16 protein-coding genes and 1 rRNA gene are annotated in these 18,874 nt (G+C 69.7%); 10 read left to right on the forward strand and 7 right to left on the reverse strand.

Features of this window, described 5'->3' with window-relative positions; all coding sequences use genetic code 11:
* Positions 1-5: 5 nt before the first annotated feature.
* Positions 6-1,130: a phosphate ABC transporter substrate-binding protein PstS gene (gene pstS, locus G3I78_RS33570; RefSeq protein ID WP_164431614.1), complete on the reverse strand. Its 1,125-nt coding sequence runs from the start codon at positions 1,128-1,130 to the stop codon at positions 6-8.
* Between the two features lie 296 nt (positions 1,131-1,426).
* Here pstS and G3I78_RS33575 point away from each other — a divergent pair, with 296 nt between their 5' ends.
* A complete protein-coding gene (locus G3I78_RS33575; RefSeq protein ID WP_164431616.1) occupies positions 1,427-2,968 on the forward strand; it encodes an FAD-dependent oxidoreductase in 1,542 nt (513 codons plus the stop codon).
* An 86-nt stretch (positions 2,969-3,054) separates the two neighbouring features.
* Here the strand turns inward: G3I78_RS33575 and G3I78_RS33580 are convergent, their stop codons facing one another.
* The 4 genes from G3I78_RS33580 to G3I78_RS33595 all read right to left on the reverse strand — a co-directional run bounded on the left by G3I78_RS33580 (position 3,055) and on the right by G3I78_RS33595 (position 6,723).
* Positions 3,055-3,753 (reverse strand): phosphatase PAP2 family protein, encoded by a 699-nt coding sequence (locus G3I78_RS33580; RefSeq protein WP_164431618.1) that lies wholly within the window; start codon positions 3,751-3,753, stop codon positions 3,055-3,057.
* A 169-nt stretch (positions 3,754-3,922) separates the two neighbouring features.
* Positions 3,923-4,930: a bifunctional lytic transglycosylase/C40 family peptidase gene (locus G3I78_RS33585; protein WP_203615852.1), complete on the reverse strand. Its 1,008-nt coding sequence runs from the start codon at positions 4,928-4,930 to the stop codon at positions 3,923-3,925.
* Between the two features lie 88 nt (positions 4,931-5,018).
* Positions 5,019-5,729 (reverse strand): trypsin-like peptidase domain-containing protein, encoded by a 711-nt coding sequence (locus G3I78_RS33590; protein WP_164431629.1) that lies wholly within the window; start codon positions 5,727-5,729, stop codon positions 5,019-5,021.
* A 79-nt stretch (positions 5,730-5,808) separates the two neighbouring features.
* On the reverse strand, positions 5,809-6,723 hold the full coding sequence (locus tag G3I78_RS33595) for an oxidoreductase (RefSeq protein WP_164431631.1): 915 nt from the start codon (positions 6,721-6,723) through the stop codon (positions 5,809-5,811).
* A 72-nt stretch (positions 6,724-6,795) separates the two neighbouring features.
* On the opposite strand from G3I78_RS33595, the gene G3I78_RS33600 reads away from it, so the two are divergent.
* The 9 genes from G3I78_RS33600 (at position 6,796) to G3I78_RS33640 (ending at position 18,109) form a co-directional block, all read left to right on the forward strand.
* A complete protein-coding gene (locus tag G3I78_RS33600; protein WP_164431633.1) occupies positions 6,796-7,398 on the forward strand; it encodes a TetR/AcrR family transcriptional regulator in 603 nt (200 codons plus the stop codon).
* Between the two features lie 275 nt (positions 7,399-7,673).
* Positions 7,674-9,023 carry a S53 family peptidase gene (locus G3I78_RS33605; RefSeq protein ID WP_164431635.1) on the forward strand — a complete coding sequence of 450 codons (1,350 nt, stop codon included), beginning with the start codon at positions 7,674-7,676 and terminating at the stop codon, positions 9,021-9,023.
* A gap of 349 nt (positions 9,024-9,372) precedes the next feature.
* Positions 9,373-10,668 carry a S53 family peptidase gene (locus G3I78_RS33610; protein WP_164431637.1) on the forward strand — a complete coding sequence of 432 codons (1,296 nt, stop codon included), beginning with the start codon at positions 9,373-9,375 and terminating at the stop codon, positions 10,666-10,668.
* Between the two features lie 336 nt (positions 10,669-11,004).
* Positions 11,005-11,313 (forward strand): hypothetical protein, encoded by a 309-nt coding sequence (locus G3I78_RS33615; protein WP_007383036.1) that lies wholly within the window; start codon positions 11,005-11,007, stop codon positions 11,311-11,313.
* Positions 11,314-11,478: 165 nt separating this feature from the next.
* Complete coding sequence (locus G3I78_RS33620; RefSeq protein ID WP_164431639.1) at positions 11,479-12,309, forward strand: hypothetical protein; 831 nt, start codon at positions 11,479-11,481, stop codon at positions 12,307-12,309.
* Positions 12,299-13,624, forward strand: a complete 1,326-nt coding sequence (locus tag G3I78_RS33625; protein WP_164431641.1) for a hypothetical protein — start codon at positions 12,299-12,301, stop codon at positions 13,622-13,624. Before G3I78_RS33620 ends, G3I78_RS33625 begins: the two co-directional genes overlap by 11 nt.
* Positions 13,621-15,180 (forward strand): SCO6880 family protein, encoded by a 1,560-nt coding sequence (locus G3I78_RS33630; protein ID WP_164431644.1) that lies wholly within the window; start codon positions 13,621-13,623, stop codon positions 15,178-15,180. The genes G3I78_RS33625 and G3I78_RS33630 overlap by 4 nt, the downstream gene beginning before the upstream one ends.
* 11 nt (positions 15,181-15,191) lie before the next feature.
* Positions 15,192-16,607: an ATP-binding protein gene (locus tag G3I78_RS33635; RefSeq protein ID WP_164431646.1), complete on the forward strand. Its 1,416-nt coding sequence runs from the start codon at positions 15,192-15,194 to the stop codon at positions 16,605-16,607.
* A gap of 11 nt (positions 16,608-16,618) precedes the next feature.
* On the forward strand, positions 16,619-18,109 hold the full coding sequence (locus G3I78_RS33640; RefSeq protein WP_164431648.1) for a type IV secretory system conjugative DNA transfer family protein: 1,491 nt from the start codon (positions 16,619-16,621) through the stop codon (positions 18,107-18,109).
* Positions 18,110-18,129: 20 nt separating this feature from the next.
* Here the strand turns inward: G3I78_RS33640 and G3I78_RS33645 are convergent, their stop codons facing one another.
* Both G3I78_RS33645 and rrf read right to left on the reverse strand, forming a co-directional pair.
* Positions 18,130-18,687, reverse strand: a complete 558-nt coding sequence (locus G3I78_RS33645) for a GNAT family N-acetyltransferase (protein WP_164431650.1) — start codon at positions 18,685-18,687, stop codon at positions 18,130-18,132.
* 62 nt (positions 18,688-18,749) lie between these two features.
* Positions 18,750-18,866: ribosomal RNA gene (rrf, locus tag G3I78_RS33650) — 5S ribosomal RNA — on the reverse strand.
* Positions 18,867-18,874: the final 8 nt, after the last annotated feature.

The following is an 18,874-nucleotide window of genomic DNA, read 5'->3' on the forward strand; positions in this document are numbered from 1 at the left end:
TCAGATCAGCTCAGGCCCTCGATGGTGGTGCGGACCTTGGCGATGATGTCCTCGGGGATCGGCGCGTAGTCGTTCTCGGCGAGGACCTTCTGGCCGTCCTCGGAGGCGGTGTAGCGCAGGAACGCCTTGGTGGCGGCCAGCGTGTCGGCCTTGTTGCCCTTGTCGCAGACGATCTCGTACGTGACGAGGACCATCGGGTAGGCGCCGTCGGCCTTGGTGGCGTAGTTGAGCTTCAGCGCCAGGTCGGAGCCGGTGCCGACGACCTGGGCGTCAGCGATGGCCTTGGTGGCGTTCTCGACGGTGGGCTCGACCGCGGCGGAGGCGCCGGTGTCGATGCTGACCGGCGTGATGCCGTCCTTGGCGTAGGAGAGCTCGAAGTAGCCGATGGCGCCGTTGGTCTGCTTGACCTGCTGGGCGACACCGGAGGACTGCGCGGCGGACTGGCCGCCCTTGGCCTGCCAGGTCTTGCCGCCGTCGTAGGGCCAGTCGGACTTGGCGGTGGCGATCAGGTACTTGGTGAAGTTGTCCGTCGTACCGGAGTCGTCCGAGCGGTGGAACGCCTGGATCTTCAGGTCCGGGAGCTTCACGCCCGGGTTCAGCTTGGCGATCGCCGGGTCGTTCCACTTGGAGATCTTGGCGTCGAAGATCTTGGCGATCGTCGGCGCGTCCAGCGTGAGCTTGTCGACACCGGAGACGTTGATGCCGAGGGCGATCGGGCCGCCGACCATCGGGAGGTCGATGCCCTGGCCGCCGGAGCAGACCTTCTTGGAGGCGGTGACCTCTTCCGGCTTCAGCGCGGAGTCGGAACCGGCGAAGGCGACCTGGCCGTTGTTGAAGGCCGTGACACCGGCGCCGGAGCCGCCGCCCTTGTAGTTGATCTGCACGCCACAGGCGGCGGTGAACTGCTTGACCCAGGCGTCGATCGCGTTCTTCTGCGCGGAGGAGCCGTCGGCGAGCAGCTGGCCCTTGGCGTCGTCACACTTGATGCTGCTGGCGTTGGCGGTCGACGAGCCGCTGGCGTCGCTGCCGCTGCTGGTGTCGTCGGAGCCGCACGCCGTGAGGGCCAGGGCGCCGGAGACGGCGAGAGCACCGAAGGCGAGGGCCCGCCGGTTCTTGCGCTGAAGCTTCACTTGAGTTCCTTCCGGGAGCCGCCGTCCTGAATCCGGCGGCGTGCGCGAAGTCTGGGTGATACGGACGTGCATTCGAACGCACCACGCATCGTGTAAGGCCGAAATTAGGCAGATCAGGTGAAGGCGTTGATGGCCGGAAGTGAACGGCGGGTGAACCCCTGCGAAAGGTGCGGTGAGGTCACGGAACGCTTACGTCGAGGGCACAGTGCGATTCCGGAACCCTCAAGGGAACCCGCGCACCGTTGGTGCCGTCTCGTTCCACGGAAGCCTACGCGGCCGACGAAAGGCACGGAGACATGGAACGGCGTACGTTCATCGGGGGCGGCGCGGCCGCGATCGCGGCGGTGGCCACGGCCGCCTGTGACGGCGGCGGCAGCGCCGACGCCACCCGGAGCACGGTCAGCACCTCGCTCACCTCCCGTACGCCCGCCGCGGCCCCAGCGAACTGGGCCGCCCTCGCCCGCGACCTGGACGGCCGGCTGATCCGCCCCGGCGACGCCGACTGGACGACGGCCCGCCGCCTCTACAACACCCGCTTCGACTCGCTGAAGCCCGCGGCGGTCGCGTACGTGGCCCACCCGGACGACATCCGCACCACCCTCGCCTACGCCCGCGCCCACGGCGTCAAGGTCGCCATCCGCAACGGCGGCCACTCCTACGCCGGCTGGTCCTCGGGAAACAACCGGCTGATCGTCGATGTCTCCGAACTGAACCGCGTCCGCACCGGCGGCGGCACCGCCGTGGTGGGCGCCGGGTCCAAGCTGATCGACGTCTACCGGGCCCTGACCGCCAAGGGCGTGACGATCCCGGCCGGCTCCTGCCCGACCGTCGGCGTCTCCGGGCTGGTGCTGGGCGGCGGTCACGGCGTGGCCTCCCGGGCCTACGGCCTCACCTGCGACAGCCTCACCCAGGCCACCCTCGTCACCGCCGACGGCAAGACCCTCACCGCGGACGCGACGACCAACAAGGACCTGTTCTGGGCCCTGCGCGGCGCGGGCAACGGCAACTTCGGCGTCGTCACGGAACTCCGGTTCAAGACCCACCCGGCCCCGCAGGGCGTCACCGCGTACGTCACCTGGCCCTGGTCCAAGGCGGCCGCCGTGGTGAAGGCGTGGCAGGAGTGGGGCCCGACCCAGCCCGACGAGATCTGGTCCTCCTGCCATCTGGAGAACGGCGGCTCGCCCACCGTGGCGGTCGCGGCGTTCTCGATGGGCACCTACGGCGAGCTCCAGAACGCCCTCGACCGCCTGGCCGACAAGGTCGGCTCACCGGCCCGCCATGTGACGCTCCAGCGGCACTCCTACGAGAGCGCGATGGAGGCGTACGCGGGCTGCTCGTCCTTCGCCACGGACGCCCAGTGCCATCTGCCCGGCTCCACCCCCGGCCGCTCGCGCCAGGGGGCCCTCGGCCGCGAGACCTACACGGCCCACTCGGACTTCTTCGACCGCTCGATCCCCGCGGCCGGCATCCAGACCCTGCTGAGGCAGATCTCCTCGGTCCGGGGCGGCTCCGGAAGCATCGCCCTCACGGCCCTGGGCGGCGCGGTCAACCGCGTCTCCCCCACGGCCACGGCCTTCGTCCACCGCCGCTCCCGCATGCTGGCCCAGTACCTGGCGTCCTGGAAGGCCGGCACGACGGGCACGACGGCCCAGTCCTGGCTGACCGGGGCCCACAACGCGATGAAGCCGTACGCCTCGGGAGCGGCCTACCAGAACTACACGGACCCGACGCTGAAGGACTGGCGCAAGGCGTACTACGGCGACGCGGCGGCGAAGCTGGCCAAGGTGAAGAAGCAGTACGACCCGCAGGGGTTCTTCAGCTACCCGCAGTCGCTGTAGGACCAGCACCCGCGGTCGCTGTAGGACCAGCCGCCGCAGTCGCCGTAGGACCAGCACCCGCGGTCCCCGAAGGCCCGGGCCGTCTCCTAGGCGGCGAGGTCCCTCTCCGAAGCCGCGGTCTCCTGCCGGGCCCCGGGAATCACCGGGGCCTCTCGCTCCGCTCCTCGCGCGCGGACGATCCACGCCCCTTTCGAGGACCCCTCGACCGCCTTCATCACCGGCGTCAGAAGGGCCATCGCGAGCGGCGAGAGCAGCAGCGCCACGGCCGTACCGAGCGCGAACCCGCCGATGACGTCCGTCGGGTAGTGCACCCCCATGTACACCCGGCAGAACCCCTCCAGCAGCGCGAGGCCGATCCCGACGAGCCCGAACCTGCGATGGGCCACGAACAGGGCGACCGCCAGCGCCATGGTGATGGTCGCGTGGTCGCTCACGAAGGAGTAGTCGGTCTTCCCGGAGACCAGGACCTTGAGCCCCTCATGGGTACGGAAGGGCCGGGGCCGCTCGACGAAGCCCCTTATCGGCACGTTCACGAGCACCGCGATCGCGGCGGCGAGCGGCGCCCACACCAGCGCGGCCACGGAGGCCGCCGCGTCCTCGCCGCCCCGGCGCCGCCCCGTCCACCAGCACCACAGGACGAGCAGCACCATCCCGAGCAGGATTCCGTACTCCCCGACGTACTCCATGACCCGGTCGAACCACTGCGGGGCGTCCTTGGCCAGGCCATTGATGTCGTAGAGCAGATCGACGTCGGGATTCGACCCGGATTCGGCGAGAACAGCCATCGTGCAGCGGCCCTTTCGTCGTCTTTCCCGGCGTACCCATGTCCGCTCGGCTACGCCCCCAGGAACGCACGGCTCCTGTTAATACGTTCCACACTCCACTGAATGATCACGCAGACGTTATCGAAGAGAGACACATCGCCGCAGCTCAGGGGGTAGGTGTCACCGTCGGTCACACCGTGGTGGGCAATGCTTTCGCGCCATCTTCGGTGACCCGGGTGGCGCCGAAGTACTCAGAAGTGTCGATCGGGTCGAACCGGATCACAGCACCTGTTCTCGGTGCGTCGATCATGTACCCGCCGCCCACATAAATCCCTACATGGTGGATGGCGCGCGAGTTTGTCGGGTCCTTGGAAAAGAACACCAGATCCCCCGGCAGCAGTTCACTTCTGGCCGGATGCGGGCCGGCGTTGTACTGATCGTTCGCAACCCGCGGAAGGGTGATCCCGACGCTCTCGTACGAGGCCTGGGTCAGCCCGGAGCAGTCGAACCGCCCGTCCTGCGCCGCGGTACCGGTTCCGCCCCACAGATAAGGCGTGCCGAGTTTCTTCTGCGCGTAGTAGATGGCCCCCGCGGCCTGCTTGGAGGGATCGACACGGGTGGTCGGCGCGGCGAAGCTCTCCTCCAGAGTCGTGATGGTCTTCACGTAGTTCTGGGTTTCCTTGTACGGCGGCACGCCCCCGTACTTGATGACCGCGTAGGCGCCCGCGTTGTACGAGGCGAGCATGTTCTCGGTGATGTTCCCGGGAACGTCCTTCACATAGGACGCGAGCGAGCAGTCGTACGAGGCCGCCGACGGAATGGCGTCGTTCGGGTCCCATACGTCCTTGTCGCCGTCCCCGTCCCCGTCGACCCCGTGCGTGGCCCAGGTCCCCGGAATGAACTGCGCTATTCCCTGCGCGGCCGCGGCGCTCTGGGCCTTCGGGTTGAATCCGCTCTCCTGGTAGAGCTGGGCGGCGAGCAGGGCCGGATTGATGGCGGGGCAGAGGTTGCCCCACTTCTGCACGAGGTTCCGGTAGGCGGCGGGCACGGCCCCCTTGGCCAGCGACCTGGTGGCTCCGCCCACACCGCCCGCGAGGTTCCCGGCGACGAGGTAGACGCCCACGACGAGCAGCATCACCAAGGCGAGCCCCGCCCCGAGAGCGGCGCCCGCCACGATCCACGCCTTACGCACCGTCAACCGCCCCTCGCCCGATGGGAGTACGCCCGCGTCAGTTTAGGAGCTTCCCCGGAGGAAACCGGGGTACTCGGGCGGGTCGGCGTGAAGATCAGCAGACCACGTCCCGGTAGAGCGCGGCCGCCTCCGCCCCGAGGACCACGCTGTAGGACACGTCGGCGGTGTCCCCGCCCTGCTGGTGCCCGCCCAGCACCCCCACGACCTGCCCGTTCCCGTTCACCCAGGGGCTGCCGCTGGTGCCCGGCGTGAACTGGGGGCACTCGATGCGCTGCTGGGTACGGCTGTGCGCGGTCGGCTTGTTGGTGCAGCTGATCGGCACGTCACGGGAGTTCGGGTACCCGGTGACGGTGACGGCGGTGGCCCCGGTGGCGGTACCGGTCACGAAGCGGTTCCCGCCGACGACGTCCTGGACCTTCCCCTCGACGGCCGCGAAGGCCACGTCACTGTCCTCGTCCTGCCCTTTGGACCACCCCTCGGGCAAGTACCGCTTCCCTACCTTCCACTTCCCGTACGGCGCCTTGCCGTCCCGGTAGCCGGGCACGAACACGAGGTCGTCGTCACCGCCGAGGCAGTGCGCCGCCGTGACGACGAGATCCCGGCCGGGGCTGCGGACGACGGAGGCGGTGCACATGTGCCGGGCGCCGTCGAACAGGGCCCCCACCCGGGCGTTCCCCGGGGTCGCCGGGGCGACCTCGGTCACCCCGAAGGGACCCGTGCCGTCGTCCGCTATCGCCTCGGAGGCCGAGACGACGGCGAGCATGACGACGACGGCGTAGAGAGCGATACGTGGCATGCGCTTCATCGGACGTCAGCATTCCGCACGAAGGTGAGAAAAACATCAACCCGTTCCGGGAAAGCCGGGCCCGCACGCCCCCGCGGGCTCAGCCCTTCGCCCCCGCACCCTGGGGAAACCGCACCCCCGTCAGCTCCTCGGAGACCGTCCACAGCCGCCGCGCGACCGCGGGGTCGCTCGCGGCCCGGCTCCGGCCCACCAGGGTCGGCGCCCCCCGCATCTCACCGAGACCGTCCGGGCCCACGTAGCTCGCCCCGGGCAGGTCCTGGGTCGCCGCGTACAGCGTGGGCAGCGCGCCCGCCCGGTCGTCCTGGGCGAAGAACCTGTTGCCGAACCTCATGAACACCCGGGCCGCCGAACTGGACGCGTGGCTCTGGAGGTTGGTGGCCGCGTAGCCGGGGTGGGCGGCCAGGGCGCGGACGCCCGAGCCCGACTCCGTGAGGCGGCGCTGGAGTTCGAGGACGAAGAGCAGGTTGGCCAGCTTCGACTGGCCGTAGGCGCCCCGCGGGTCGTAGTCGGACGTCATGTCCAGGTCCTCGAAGTGGATCCGCTGGTCGCCCCAGCGGTGCGCGCCTGAGGACACGGTCACGACCCGGTCGGTGAGGTACGGCAGCAGCAGGTTCGTCAGCGCGAAGTGGCCGAGGTGGTTGGTGCCGAACTGCGTCTCGAACCCGTCCCGCGTCCGCTGCGCCGGGATCATCATCACACCCGCGTTGTTGACCAGCAGGTCCAGCGGGCGGTCCCAGGCCGCCGCGAACTCCCGGACCGACGCCAGGTCCGCGAGGTCGAGCCGGCGCACCTCGGTGCTGCCGTTCACCCGCGCCGCGGCGGCGGAGCCCCGCTCCGGGTCCCGTACGGCGAACACCACATGCGCTCCCGCCCGGGCCAGCGCGTCCGCGGCGGTGAAGCCGATGCCGCTGTTGGCGCCCGTGACGACCGCGGTCCGGCCGCCGAGGTCGGGGAGGCGGGTCGCGTTCCATTTCTCCGTGCTCTTGTCAGCCATGCTCCGGAATGTAGACGACGCCAACAATGCTGTCAATGACAACAATGCTGGCGGCGCCAACATCGGGATACGATGGCCCGCATGCCCGAGAACCGCCCCTACCACCACGGAGACCTGCGCTCCGCCCTCCTCGCGAGCGCCGAGCGCACCCTCAGGGAGAAGGGGGCCGGCGCCCTGTCGCTGCGGGAGCTGGCCCGGGACACCGGGGTCAGCCACGCCGCCCCCGGCCGGCACTTCAAGGACAAGCAGGCCCTGCTCAACGCCCTCGCGCTGGCCGGCTACGACCGCATGGCCAGGAGCATGGAGGCCGCCGACGACCCGGAACTCCCGCTCCAGCCCCGACTGACCGCCCTCGCCCGGGCCTACCTCGGCTTCGCCGTCGACAACGCCGAGCTGCTGGAGCTGATGTACGCCCGCAAGCACGAGCCCGGCGCCGAGGAGGAGATGGCCGCCGCGATCGACCACACGGTCGGCCGCCTGGCCCAGATCGTCGCCGCCGCCCAGCGGCGCGGCGAGATCGTCGAGGGCGACGCCGAGCACCTCACCCTCGTCGTGGGCACCACCCTGCACGGCCTCGCCACCTTCGCGGCCAACGGGTTCACCCGGCCCGACGGCGCCATGGACGCCGTACCGGAAGTGATCCATCACCTGCTCCACGGACTCCGGCCGCGCTGAGCACACTCCCCTGTCGTCAAGCTGTCCGTCCGCCACGGGAGTTGTGTGCGACGCGTGTAGATGGTCAAGCCGAGACCATTCACCGCCCATCGGGCCGCCATTGATCAGTAAGCCGACAACGCCCTTCAGTAAGGCGGAAGTCAGGATTCCACCGCCTGTCTTGTTGTCACGTACTCAACAAGGGGATGGTCTACGCGGGTCGCCGCCCCCACCGGGAACCCACCGGTGGTCCCCCCTCCGCAGGCCTCTGTCCACCACTTCCAGGAGGCTGTACGTTGCGTACGTCCACCCCCAACACCCCCCACATATCCGGCAGATGGCGTCGGATCGGCTCCGCTGCCGTGGCCACCGGCGCACTCCTGATCGCCGGCCTCGGCACCGCCGCCCAGGCCGACGCGGCCACCTCCCACAAGGTGAGCCCCCAGGCCATCGCGACCGCCGTCGCCAAGGCGCACGTGCAGTACACGAACGCGTGTGACGCCACCCCGAAGAAGGGCTACGCGTCCTGCCACGCCCTGCGCGTCACGGGCGGCACCACCGCCTTCCAGGAGGCGCAGGCCGCGAGGAAGGGCGTCAAGCCCGCGACCGTCTCCCCGAAGGCCTCCTCCGCGAGCCCGACCGGCTACGGCCCGAGCGACCTCCAGGACGCCTACGGCCTGACCGACGCGTCCGCCTCGAACGGCTCCGGCGAGACCATCGCCATCGTCGACGCCTACGACGACCCCAACGCCGCCGCGGACCTGGCCACTTACCGCTCGTACTACGGCCTGCCCGCCTGCACCACGGCCAACGGCTGCTTCAAGAAGGTCAGCCAGACCGGCTCCACGACCTCCCTCCCCAGCGCCGACAGCGGCTGGGCCGGTGAGATCTCCCTCGACCTCGACATGGTCTCGGCCATCGCGCCGAACGCCGACATCCTGCTGGTCGAGGCGAAGTCGGCCAGCGACGCCAACCTGGGCACCGCCGTCAACGAGGCCGTCAAGCTGGGCGCGAAGTTCGTCTCCAACAGCTACGGCGGCTCCGAGTCGTCGAGCGACACCTCGTACGACTCCTCGTACTACAACCACCCGGGCGTCGCCATCACCGCGAGCGCGGGCGACGAGGGCTACGGCGCCGAGTACCCGGCCGCCTCCAAGTACGTCACCGCGGTCGGCGGCACCAAGCTGTCCACCTCGTCCAACTCCCGCGGCTGGACCGAGAGCGTCTGGAAGACCAGCTCCACCGAGGGCACCGGCTCCGGCTGCTCCGCCTACGACGCCAAGCCGTCCTGGCAGACCGACACCGGCTGCACCAAGCGCATGATCGCCGACGTCTCCGCGGTCGCCGACCCCGCCACGGGCGTCTCCGTCTACGACTCCTACGGCGACGACGGCACGGGCTGGAACACCTACGGCGGCACCAGCGCCTCCGCCCCGATCATCGCGTCGGTGTACGCCCTCGCGGGCACCCCGGGCAGCAGCGACTACCCGGCGCAGTACCCCTACGAGGACACCTCCGCCCTCAACGACGTCACCTCGGGCAACAACGGCTCCTGCTCCACGAGCTACTTCTGCACCGCCAAGTCGGGCTACGACGGCCCGACCGGCCTGGGTACGCCGGCCGGACTGGGCGCCTTCACCGGCTGAGTCCGCTCACGAATGTCCCCGTCGGGTCACGGGGCGCCGCCCTTGAGAGGGGGACGTGGGGTCCCCTCGGCGGCACAACGGAAACGGGTCGCGACATCCGGTCGCGGCCCGTTCGCCGTACACCTGTGAATCGGGTCAAGCGAGCGCCGCCCGCAGTCCAACGGCCTTCCATCGCCAGGTAACGCCGACGCCCGGTTCGTAAGGCGGAAGTCAGGAATCCACCGGGTCCCTTGTTGTCGCGTACTCAACAAGAGGACCGTCGTCGCAGGCCGCCGCCCGCCGCCGGGGACCCCTCACCGACGGCACGCACCCGCACCGCCCCTGTCCCTCACCATCAGGAGGCTGCACCTTGCGTACCAACTTCCCCCACAGACAGCTGAGATGGCGCCGTATCGGCTCGGCCACGGTCGCCACCGCCGCCCTCGTCCTGGCGGGCCTCGGCACCGCGGTCCACGCCGACGCGGCCGTGAGTTCCTCGAAGGTCACCTGGGCCGCGACCCCCTGCGCGACCCCCAAGAAGGCCGGCGAACTCGCCTGCAACTCGCTGCGCGTGACCGGCGGCACCACCGCCTTCCAGAAGGCCCAGCGGGCCCGGGGCGTCACCCCGAGGGCCGCCGACGCCGCCACCCCCTCCGGCTACGGCCCCAGCGACCTCCAGGACGCCTACGGCCTCACCGACGCCTCCGCCTCCAACGGCTCCGGCGAGACCGTCGCCATCGTCGACGCCTACAACGACCCCAACGCCGAGGCCGACCTCGCCAAGTACCGCTCGTACTACGGCCTCCCGGCCTGCACCACCGCCAACGGCTGCTTCAAGAAGGTCAGCCAGACCGGCTCCACGACCTCGCTGCCCTCCAGCGACTCGGGCTGGTCCGAGGAGATCTCCCTCGACCTCGACATGGTCTCCGCCATCGCCCCGAACGCCAAGATCCTGCTGGTCGAGGCCACTTCGGCCACCATGGCCAACCTCGGCAAGGCCGTGAACGAAGCGGTCACCCTGGGCGCGAAGTTCGTCTCCAACTCCTACGGCGGCTCCGAGTCGTCGTCGGACACCTCCTACGACTCCTCCTACTTCAACCACCCGGGCGTCGCCATCACCGTCTCCGCCGGCGACGAGGGCTACGGCGCCGAGTACCCGGCCGCCTCCAAGTACGTGACGTCGGTGGGCGGTACGGCCCTGACCTCGTCCTCCTCCACCAGTCGCGGCTGGACCGAGTCGGTCTGGAAGACCAGTTCCACCGAGGGCACGGGTTCGGGCTGCTCCTCCTATGACGCCAAGCCCTCCTGGCAGACGGACACCGGCTGCACCAAGCGCATGATCGCCGACGTCTCCGCGGTCGCCGACCCCGCCACGGGCGTCTCCGTCTACGACTCCTACGGCGTCACCGCCGGCTGGTACACCTTCGGCGGCACCAGCGCCTCGGCCCCGATCATCGCGGGCGTCTACGCACTGGCCGGCACCCCCGGGAGCAGCGACTACCCGGCCCAGTACCCCTACGCGGCGGCCGGCACCTCGGCCCTCAACGACGTCACCTCGGGCAACAACGGCTCCTGCTCCACGAGCTACTTCTGCACCGCCAGGTCGGGATACGACGGCCCGACCGGCTGGGGCACCCCGGAGGGAGTGGACGCCTTCACCGGCTGACTCTCCGTCAACGAACGGGCCGCGGTTCCCCTGCCGCGGCCCGTTCGTCATGCCCGGTCCGCTCCGGGATAGCCTTCACCCGCAGAACATCGGTGCCAGAAGCGCCGCAGGTCGTAACAGGGGTCAACGACGGAACCACACGACAGGTTCCGCTCAGGCCTCATTGCCCGGCGTGACCTGCCGTGATACACAGAGTGACCAGACAGTCATTCGTACGAAACCCGCCAACCAATGACGCCAAGTCGACATGCGACGGCGGAATTGTCGGCGACAATGAGGCCTGACCTCTGCGCACCGCAGGGGAAACGGAACTACCCACCAGGGGCGGTGACTTACATGCTCTTTGCGGCCGACAAGGGAGACATCAACACCATCATCGGCGGGATCGCTCCGGACTGGGGCCCCTTCGGGGCACTGGGGACCGAGGCGAAGACGATGATCCAGGTCGTCATGGCGGTCGCCATCCTGCTCTGCCTCGGCATCGCCATCTGGGGCGCGGCGAAACAGCGCATCGGCGCCACCGCCCTGCGGGACACCTTCAGCGCGGAACAGGGCAAGGGCCTCATCATCGCGGGCCTGACGGGAGTCTTCATCATCGGCTCCCTGGGCACGCTCTTCACCATCGTGTACGGCATGGCCGTCTAGCCACGGCCTCCGCCGCACCCCCTCCACCCCACCCGTCCGCAGTGCCCACCGGCTGAGGTTGCGTTCCCTGATGTCGAGTCACCACACCGCACCCGCGCGGGAACCAGCGCGGCTACCGTCGTACTCCTACGTGTGTTCGTACGACGTCGAGGGGACGTGGGCGGCATGACTCTCGGAGACGACCAGGACGGCTACGGCGGCACGGGGCAGACCCGCACCCGCCTCCCCGACCGCGACCCCGACGTCTACGGCGGCGCCCGCCGCCCCACCCGCTCCTCCTCCCGCAGCCTCGTCACCGTGGTCGGCGTCATCGTCCTCCTGATCGCAGCCATCGCCTTCGCGAACCGCGGGGGGGATGGGGCGTCTTCTTCGGGGGAGGGGGCCGGGGCCGGGGGGCAGCCGAAGTCTTCTTCCACGGCGGCCAGCGGGACCAAGCCCGTGCAGTCCACGCCGGGCGCGATCCCCACGGGCTACGCGCATGACGTACAGGGCGCCCAGAGCGCGGCGGCGAACTACACGGTGGCACTGGGCGCGGCCGACATGTTCGACAAGGCCAAACGCGACGCGACGCTGAGAACCATCATCGCCCCGGCCCGCCTGAACACGTTCCAGTCGGCTCTGGACCGCGCCTACACACCGGCCTTCAACAAGAATGTCGGGCTCAACGAGGACGGCTCCACACCCGCCGGCTACACCTTCGTGTCCCGTACGAGTCCCATCGGCACCAAGGTCACCGAGTCCGCCCAGAACACCGCGACCGTCGAGGTCTGGTGCAGCGGCCTCCTCGGCATGGCGGGCCAGAACTCCACGAACCCGGTCACCAACAGCTGGTTCACCAGCACCATGCAGCTCCAGTGGACCGCCGGCGACTGGAAGGTCGTCGGGCAGTCCCAGAAGGAAGGCCCGGCGCCCGTCCCAGGCGACGACACGGCCTCCAGCGCCGACGAGATGGCGAAGGCCGTTGACGAGTACGGAGGGTTCACCTATGCCCGGTAGTCGCTACGTGCTCAAGGCCGCCGCGGCGGTCACAGCCGTACAGACCGCGGCCGTGCTCCTGTCGGCTCGCGCCTACGCGGCCCCGACGCCCACCCCGACCCCCACCCCGAGTGACAACGCCTGCAGCCTGATCACCGGCACCGCCCGGCAACTGTGCGAGAGCGACCGCAGCAGCAAGCAGAACGGCGGGTCGATCAACGACGATCCCACCTCCACCCTCGACCCCCTCTCCTCCCTCGCCCAAGGCTGCGCCAAAGCCGCCGCCTGGACCATCGACAAGCTCAGCGAGGCGGTGAAGGACACGGCCAACGTGGACTTCACCAACCAGAAGTTCCTCCAGCAGTACGCCGTCGTGTTCGCGGCATCGACCATCCTCACCCTCCTCCTGTGGCTGCTCGCGGTAGCCAAGCGCGCGGTACGAGGCGTCCCCCTCACCACCGCCATCAGCGAAGCGATCGGCTTCCTCTGGCTGACCGTCCTCGCCTCCGCCTTCACCCCCCTCATCCTCTACACCGTCGTCTCCGCCACCGACGGCGTCTCCCAGGTCCTCGCGAAGACCACCGGCGACCAGACCGACACGTTCTTCGGCACCTTCTCCGGCGCCCTGGAAAAGGGCAACGACATCGGCGGCGGCCCCATCATGCTGATCGTCGTCTCCCTGGTCAGCATCCTCGCCGCCGGCGTCCTGTGGCTGGAGCTCGTCATCCGCGCCGCCCTCCTCTACGTCGGCGCCCTCCTCGGCACCGTCGTCTACGCCGGCCTCGTCGACAAGAACCTCTGGGGCCACGTCCGCCGCTGGGCCGGCATCATGATCGCGGTCATCCTGGTCAAACCGGTGATCGTCATCGTCCTCGGCCTCGCCGGCGCACTCTCCTCCGACGACGGCCCCGACTCCTTCTCCGCCGTCGTCTCCGGCCTCGCCATCATCCTGCTCGCCATCTTCGCCAGCGCGATGATCTACCGCTTCGTCCCCGGCTTCGGCGACGAGATCGCCGGCTCCCGCAACAACCGCATCATGCAGAACGCCGAGGGCAAGGCCGCCGCGGTCATCAGCTCCCCGGCCACCCTCGTCGCCCAGGGCATCAAGACCCACAGCAGCAGGGCCGACAACAACGGCGGCGGAGCCCAGGCCTCCCGCCCCAGCAACCCGGCGTCCGGCGGCGTCGCCGCCCACAGCTCGCGCAACCCGAACGGAGGCGGCGGATCTGTCCCCTCCGCCGCTCCCGCCCCCCGCTCGAGCAACCCGGCCAACACCCCGCACGCCAGCAACAACCGCAACGGCAGTAGCAAGAGCACAGGAGGTGACGGGCGTTGACGACCGAGTCCCACGTGTCGCATACGGTCACGCCCCGCCGTACATATCTGATCGGCCGCGCCCGGCCCAACGCGATCGTCGGCCGCAACCGCGAGTCCGGCGAGATCACACTGATCATCGCGGGCGCGTTCCTCGGCATGATGTGCGGGCTCCTCGTCCCGGTGCTCTCCCTGCGCATCGTCCTGCTGATGGGCTTCCCGCTGCTCGCACTGGCCGCGGTCTACGTCCCCTACAAGCGCCGCACCTTCTACAAGTGGTTCGAGATCAACCGCAGTTACAAGCGCAGCCTGCGCCAGGGCACCACGTACCGCTCCTCCGTGATGGAGGCCGGCACCCGCACCGACGGCCGTGAGATCGAGGTCGGCCCGCCGCCCGGCATCGGCCGGATCAACTGGCTCGCCGCCCCGTTCGGGCCCGACGAGATCGCCGTACTCCTGCACGCGGACCGCCGAACCGTCACCGCCGCCATCGAGATCGAGGGCCCCGGCGTCGGCCTGCGCGACTCCGAGGACCAAGAAGCCCTCGTCGACCGCTTCGGCACCCTCCTCAAGCACGTGGCCAACGGCGACGGCTTCGTCACCCGCATCCAAATGCTCGCCCGCACCCTCCCCGCCGACCCCGACGCCCACGCCAAGGACGTCGCGATGCGCGGGGACGTGAAGGCGCTGCCCTGGCTGCAGACGTCGTACGACCAACTCCAGTCGATGGTGTCGACCAGCAGCGAGCAGCACCGCGCCTACCTCGTCGCCTGTATGCACTACACCCGTGAACTGGCCGCGGAGGCCCACGCGATGGCGCGTGCCGCCCGCCCCCAGTCCGGCCGCAAGCTGGACAAGGACGCCGGTCTCGCGGTCGTCATGGCCCGCGAGCTGACCGACATCTGCTCGCGCCTCCAGGAAGCCGACATCCGGGTCCGACAGCCCCTCGGCCAGGGCCGGTTGGCATCGCTGATCCACTCCATGTACGACCCCGACCACCCCATCGACCACATCCAGGCGATGACCAAGCGCAACGCCTGGCCGGCCGAACTCGACGCCATGGAACCGACGTTCCTCCAGGCGAAGACCCGCGAGTCCTCCACCCGCGCCCCCTGGTGCCACGCCACCGCCTGGGTCAAGGAGTGGCCGATGACCCCGGTCGGCGTCAACTTCCTCGCGCCGCTGCTCGTCCACACCCCGGACGTCATCCGCACGGTCGCCGTCACGATGGACCTCGAACCCACCGAGATCGCCATCGAGCGCATGCTCACGGAGAAGACCAACGACGAGGCCGAGGCCTCCCGCGCCGCCAAGATGAACCGCACCGTGGACCCCCGCGACATCGCCGCCCACAGCCGACTCGACCAGCGCGGCGAGGACCTGGCGAGCGGCGCGGCGGGCGTCAACCTCGTCGGCTACATCACCGTCTCCTCCCGCTCCCCCGAAGCCCTGGCCCGCGACAAGCGGACCATCCGGGCCTCGGCCGGAAAGTCGTACCTGAAGCTGGAGTGGTGCGACCGCGAGCACCACCGCGCGTTCGTGAACACCCTCCCGTTCGCCACCGGCATCCGAAGGTAGGGACTGAGCTCATGCGGGATCCGCTGTCCGTCCTCACCGACGCCTTCACGTCCTTCCTCTTCGGAAAGGTCGAGACGACCCGCCTGCCGGTACGCACCTCCACCGGCCAGGCCCAGGCGGTCTATCTGCCCACGGCCGCCCCCGGGTTGGGCGACTCCGGCGTGATCATCGGTCGCGAGGTCTACTCCGGCAAGGGCTACATCTACGACCCCTTCCAGCTCTACGGCCAGCAACTCCCGGCCCCGCACTGGCTCGTCCTCGGCGAGTCCGGCAACGGCAAGTCGGCGCTCGAGAAGACCTATGTCCTACGGCAGTTGCGCTTCCGAGACCGCCAAGTCGTCGTACTGGACGCCCAGGGCGAGGACGGCGCCGGTGAATGGAACCTCATCGCGCAGGAGTTGGGGATAACCCCCATCCGGCTCGACCCGATGGCCGCCCTCGACCAGGGCATCCGCCTCAACCCCCTGGACCCGGCGATCACCACGACCGGCCAGCTCGCCCTGCTGCGCACCATCATCGAGGTCGCGATGGGCCACGGCCTGGACGAACGCTCCGGCTTCGCCCTCAAGGTCGCGCACGCCTACGTCAACGAGACGATCGTCGAACGCCAGCCGATCCTCACCGACATCGTGGAGCAACTACGGCACCCCGAGCCCGAGTCGGCCGAGGCGATGAACGTCGACATAGAGGACGTCCGCGCATGGGGCCTGGACGTCGCCCTGGTCCTGGACCGCCTGGTCGACGGTGACCTGCGGGGCATGTTCGACGGCCCGACCACGGTCGGCATCGATCTCGACGCGCCGCTGATCGTCTTCGATTTGTCCCACATCGACCGCAACTCCATCGCCATGCCCATCCTCATGGCGATCGTCGGTGTTTGGCTGGAACACACCTGGATCCGCCCCGACCGGAAGAAGCGCATCTTCCTGGTCGAGGAGGCCTGGCACATCATCAACAGCCCCTTCGTGGCCCAACTCTTCCAGCGCCTGCTGAAGTTCGGCCGCCGGCTCGGCCTGTCCTTCGTGGCCGTCGTCCACCACCTGTCCGACGTGGTGGACGGAGCGGCGGCGAAGGAGGCAGCCGCGATCCTGAAGATGGCCTCGACGAGGACGATCTACGCCCAGAAGGCCGACGAGGCCCGAGCGACCGGCCGCGTCCTGGGCCTGCCGCGCTGGGCGGTGGAGATCATCCCCACCCTCACCCCCGGCATCGCCGTCTGGGACGTCAACGGCAACGTCCAGGTGGTCAAACACCTGGTCACCGAGACCGAACGGCCCCTGGTCTTCACCGACCGCGCGATGACGGAGTCCTCCGCCGACCGCGACCTCACGGACGACGCCCTGCGCGCCGCCGAGCTGGAGGCCGAGGAGCGGGCGGCGGCCTTCGTGGAACAGCACATGGGCGACTCCGAGTCGACGGTGGCGTAGGAGGCGCAGTGGTGAGACCGGACGACCGCCGACAGGAGGGCCAGGGAGGCATCCCCGACGGGCTGCTGGTCGGCATACTCGCCTTCCTCGTCGGCATGACCCTGCTGGTCTGGTCGGCGACCGGACTCGCAGGGCTGTTCAGCCACGGCGCCTGGCCCCGCGCGGTCACCTTCACCCGCACCCCGCTCGCCATGCGCCACCTCATCGGCCACCCCCGCGACCTCCCCGGCGCCTGGCCCGACACCCCCGCCGACCAGCTCTCCGGCTACGGCCTGGTCTGGGGCCTGTTCATCGGCCAGCTGATGATCCTGGTGGTCCTGACGGTCTTCGTCCTGGGCACACTGGCGCGCTGGCGGGGCGTACGGGCGAGAGCGAAGGCGGACAGACTGGCGGCGAGAACAAGCCGACCGGCACCGGCACACACGCCCGCACCCGCACCTGAGCCCGTACCCGAACCGGCACACGAGGTACCGGCGCCGAGACAGGCCCCGGAGCCTCTCCCGAACGACCCGCAGCCGCAGCCGCAGGTGGAGAGCACCCCGCCCGGACTGGTGGGCGGGTGGGAAGCACACCGCACCAAAGGCGCGGTCCACTACGCCCCCAGGGAAGCCCGCCACGCCACGGCGACCCAGACCATCAGAGACGCCGAAGGCCCCACCCTCGTAGTCACCTCGAACCCCGCCGTCTGGCAGGACACCAAGGACGCCAGAGCCAAACTGGGCCCGGTACACGTCTACGACCCCACCCACCTCTGCGACACCCCGGCCCGCCTCCACTGGTCCCCCACCGCCGCCTGCGAGGACAAGGACACGGCGAAGGCCAGAGCCCAGGCCCTGCTCGCCCCCATCCGCCCCACAGCCAAGATCGACCAGACCGTGGCGGACGTGGCCGAGACCCTCCTCCGCAGCTATCTCCACGCCGCCGCCCTGGAGAACCGCACCGTCCGCCACGTCCACCGCTGGTGCCAGGGCACCCAGATCCAGGACGCCGTAAGAACCCTCCGCACCCACCCCAAGGCCGCCCCCGGCTCCGCGGGCGAGCTGGAGGCCGCCCTCACGGCCCATCCCGAACGCCGGGACATCGCCCAGGAGTTGACCAGCCGGGCCCTCTCGGCCCTCTTCACCGTCAACGTCCGCGAGGCCTGCACTCCCAACCGAAGTGATGCCCTCGCCTTGGATTCCTTCGTGGACGAAGGGGGCACGCTTTATGTGGTGGGTGAATCGATCGAGGATCCCCGCACCAACCCGGGCGCGATGCCGCTGCTGACCGCCCTCACCTCAAGCGTGGTCGAGCGTGGCCGGCGCATGGCCGAACGGTCATCCTCCGGTCGCCTCGACCCACCACTGACGCTCGTCCTGGACGACGTCGCAGCCGTGGCTCCGCTTCCCCAGCTCCCGGAGCTATTGGCCACCGGAGCGGACCGGGGCCTGCCGACCCTGGCCCTGCTCCGGTCCCGCGAACAGGCCCGCACCCGCTGGCCGGACGCCGAACTGCCCGTATAGGCCGCGCTAGGCCGCTCAGGTCAGGGGCGTTCCAGCACGAACTCCAGCTCGGACTCCGCCTCGGACCCCGCCGAGCCGGTCACCAGCGGCACCACCACACCGCTGGGCTCGAAGCCGACCCTGCGATAGAAGCGCTGGGCCCGCCCGTTGTCCTCGTGCACGATCAGCCGCACCCGCCCCGCGCCGTGCGCCCACGCCCACTCCAGGGCCGCGTCGAACAGCACCTCGGTCAGCCCGCTGCCACGCTCCTCGGGCCGCACGAACACCCCGACGACATGCCCCTGCTTCCGCTCCACCAGGAAGCCGGCCCAGTCCGTGGTCCCGGGTTCTTCCAGCAGTACGGTCACCGTCCCGACCCACTGCCCGTCCGGCGCCTCGGCGATGACCGTCTGCGCCTGGTCCGCCCCCTCGGCACCGGAGGCCGTGCGCTCCTGCCAGAAGGAGTCGGGCCGGGCGACGGCGTCCTCGTAGGTCTCCAGAAAAGCGAGAGGCGCGACCGGATCCTGAAGCGCGACAAGCCGCAAGGCCTTCGCGGCAGGCCATTCATCAGCACGGACGGACCGGATCACATAGCTCATAAGATTCAGCCTAAACGCAGAAAACCCCCGCGCCGAATGGCACGGGGGTTTTCTCACAATTTGTTCGGCGGTGTCCTACTCTCCCACAGGGTCCCCCCTGCAGTACCATCGGCGCTGTAAGGCTTAGCTTCCGGGTTCGGAATGTAACCGGGCGTTTCCCTCACGCTATGACCACCGAAACACTATG

The organism is Streptomyces sp. SID13726 (assembly GCF_010548375.1).
Classification (GTDB): domain Bacteria; phylum Actinomycetota; class Actinomycetes; order Streptomycetales; family Streptomycetaceae; genus Streptomyces.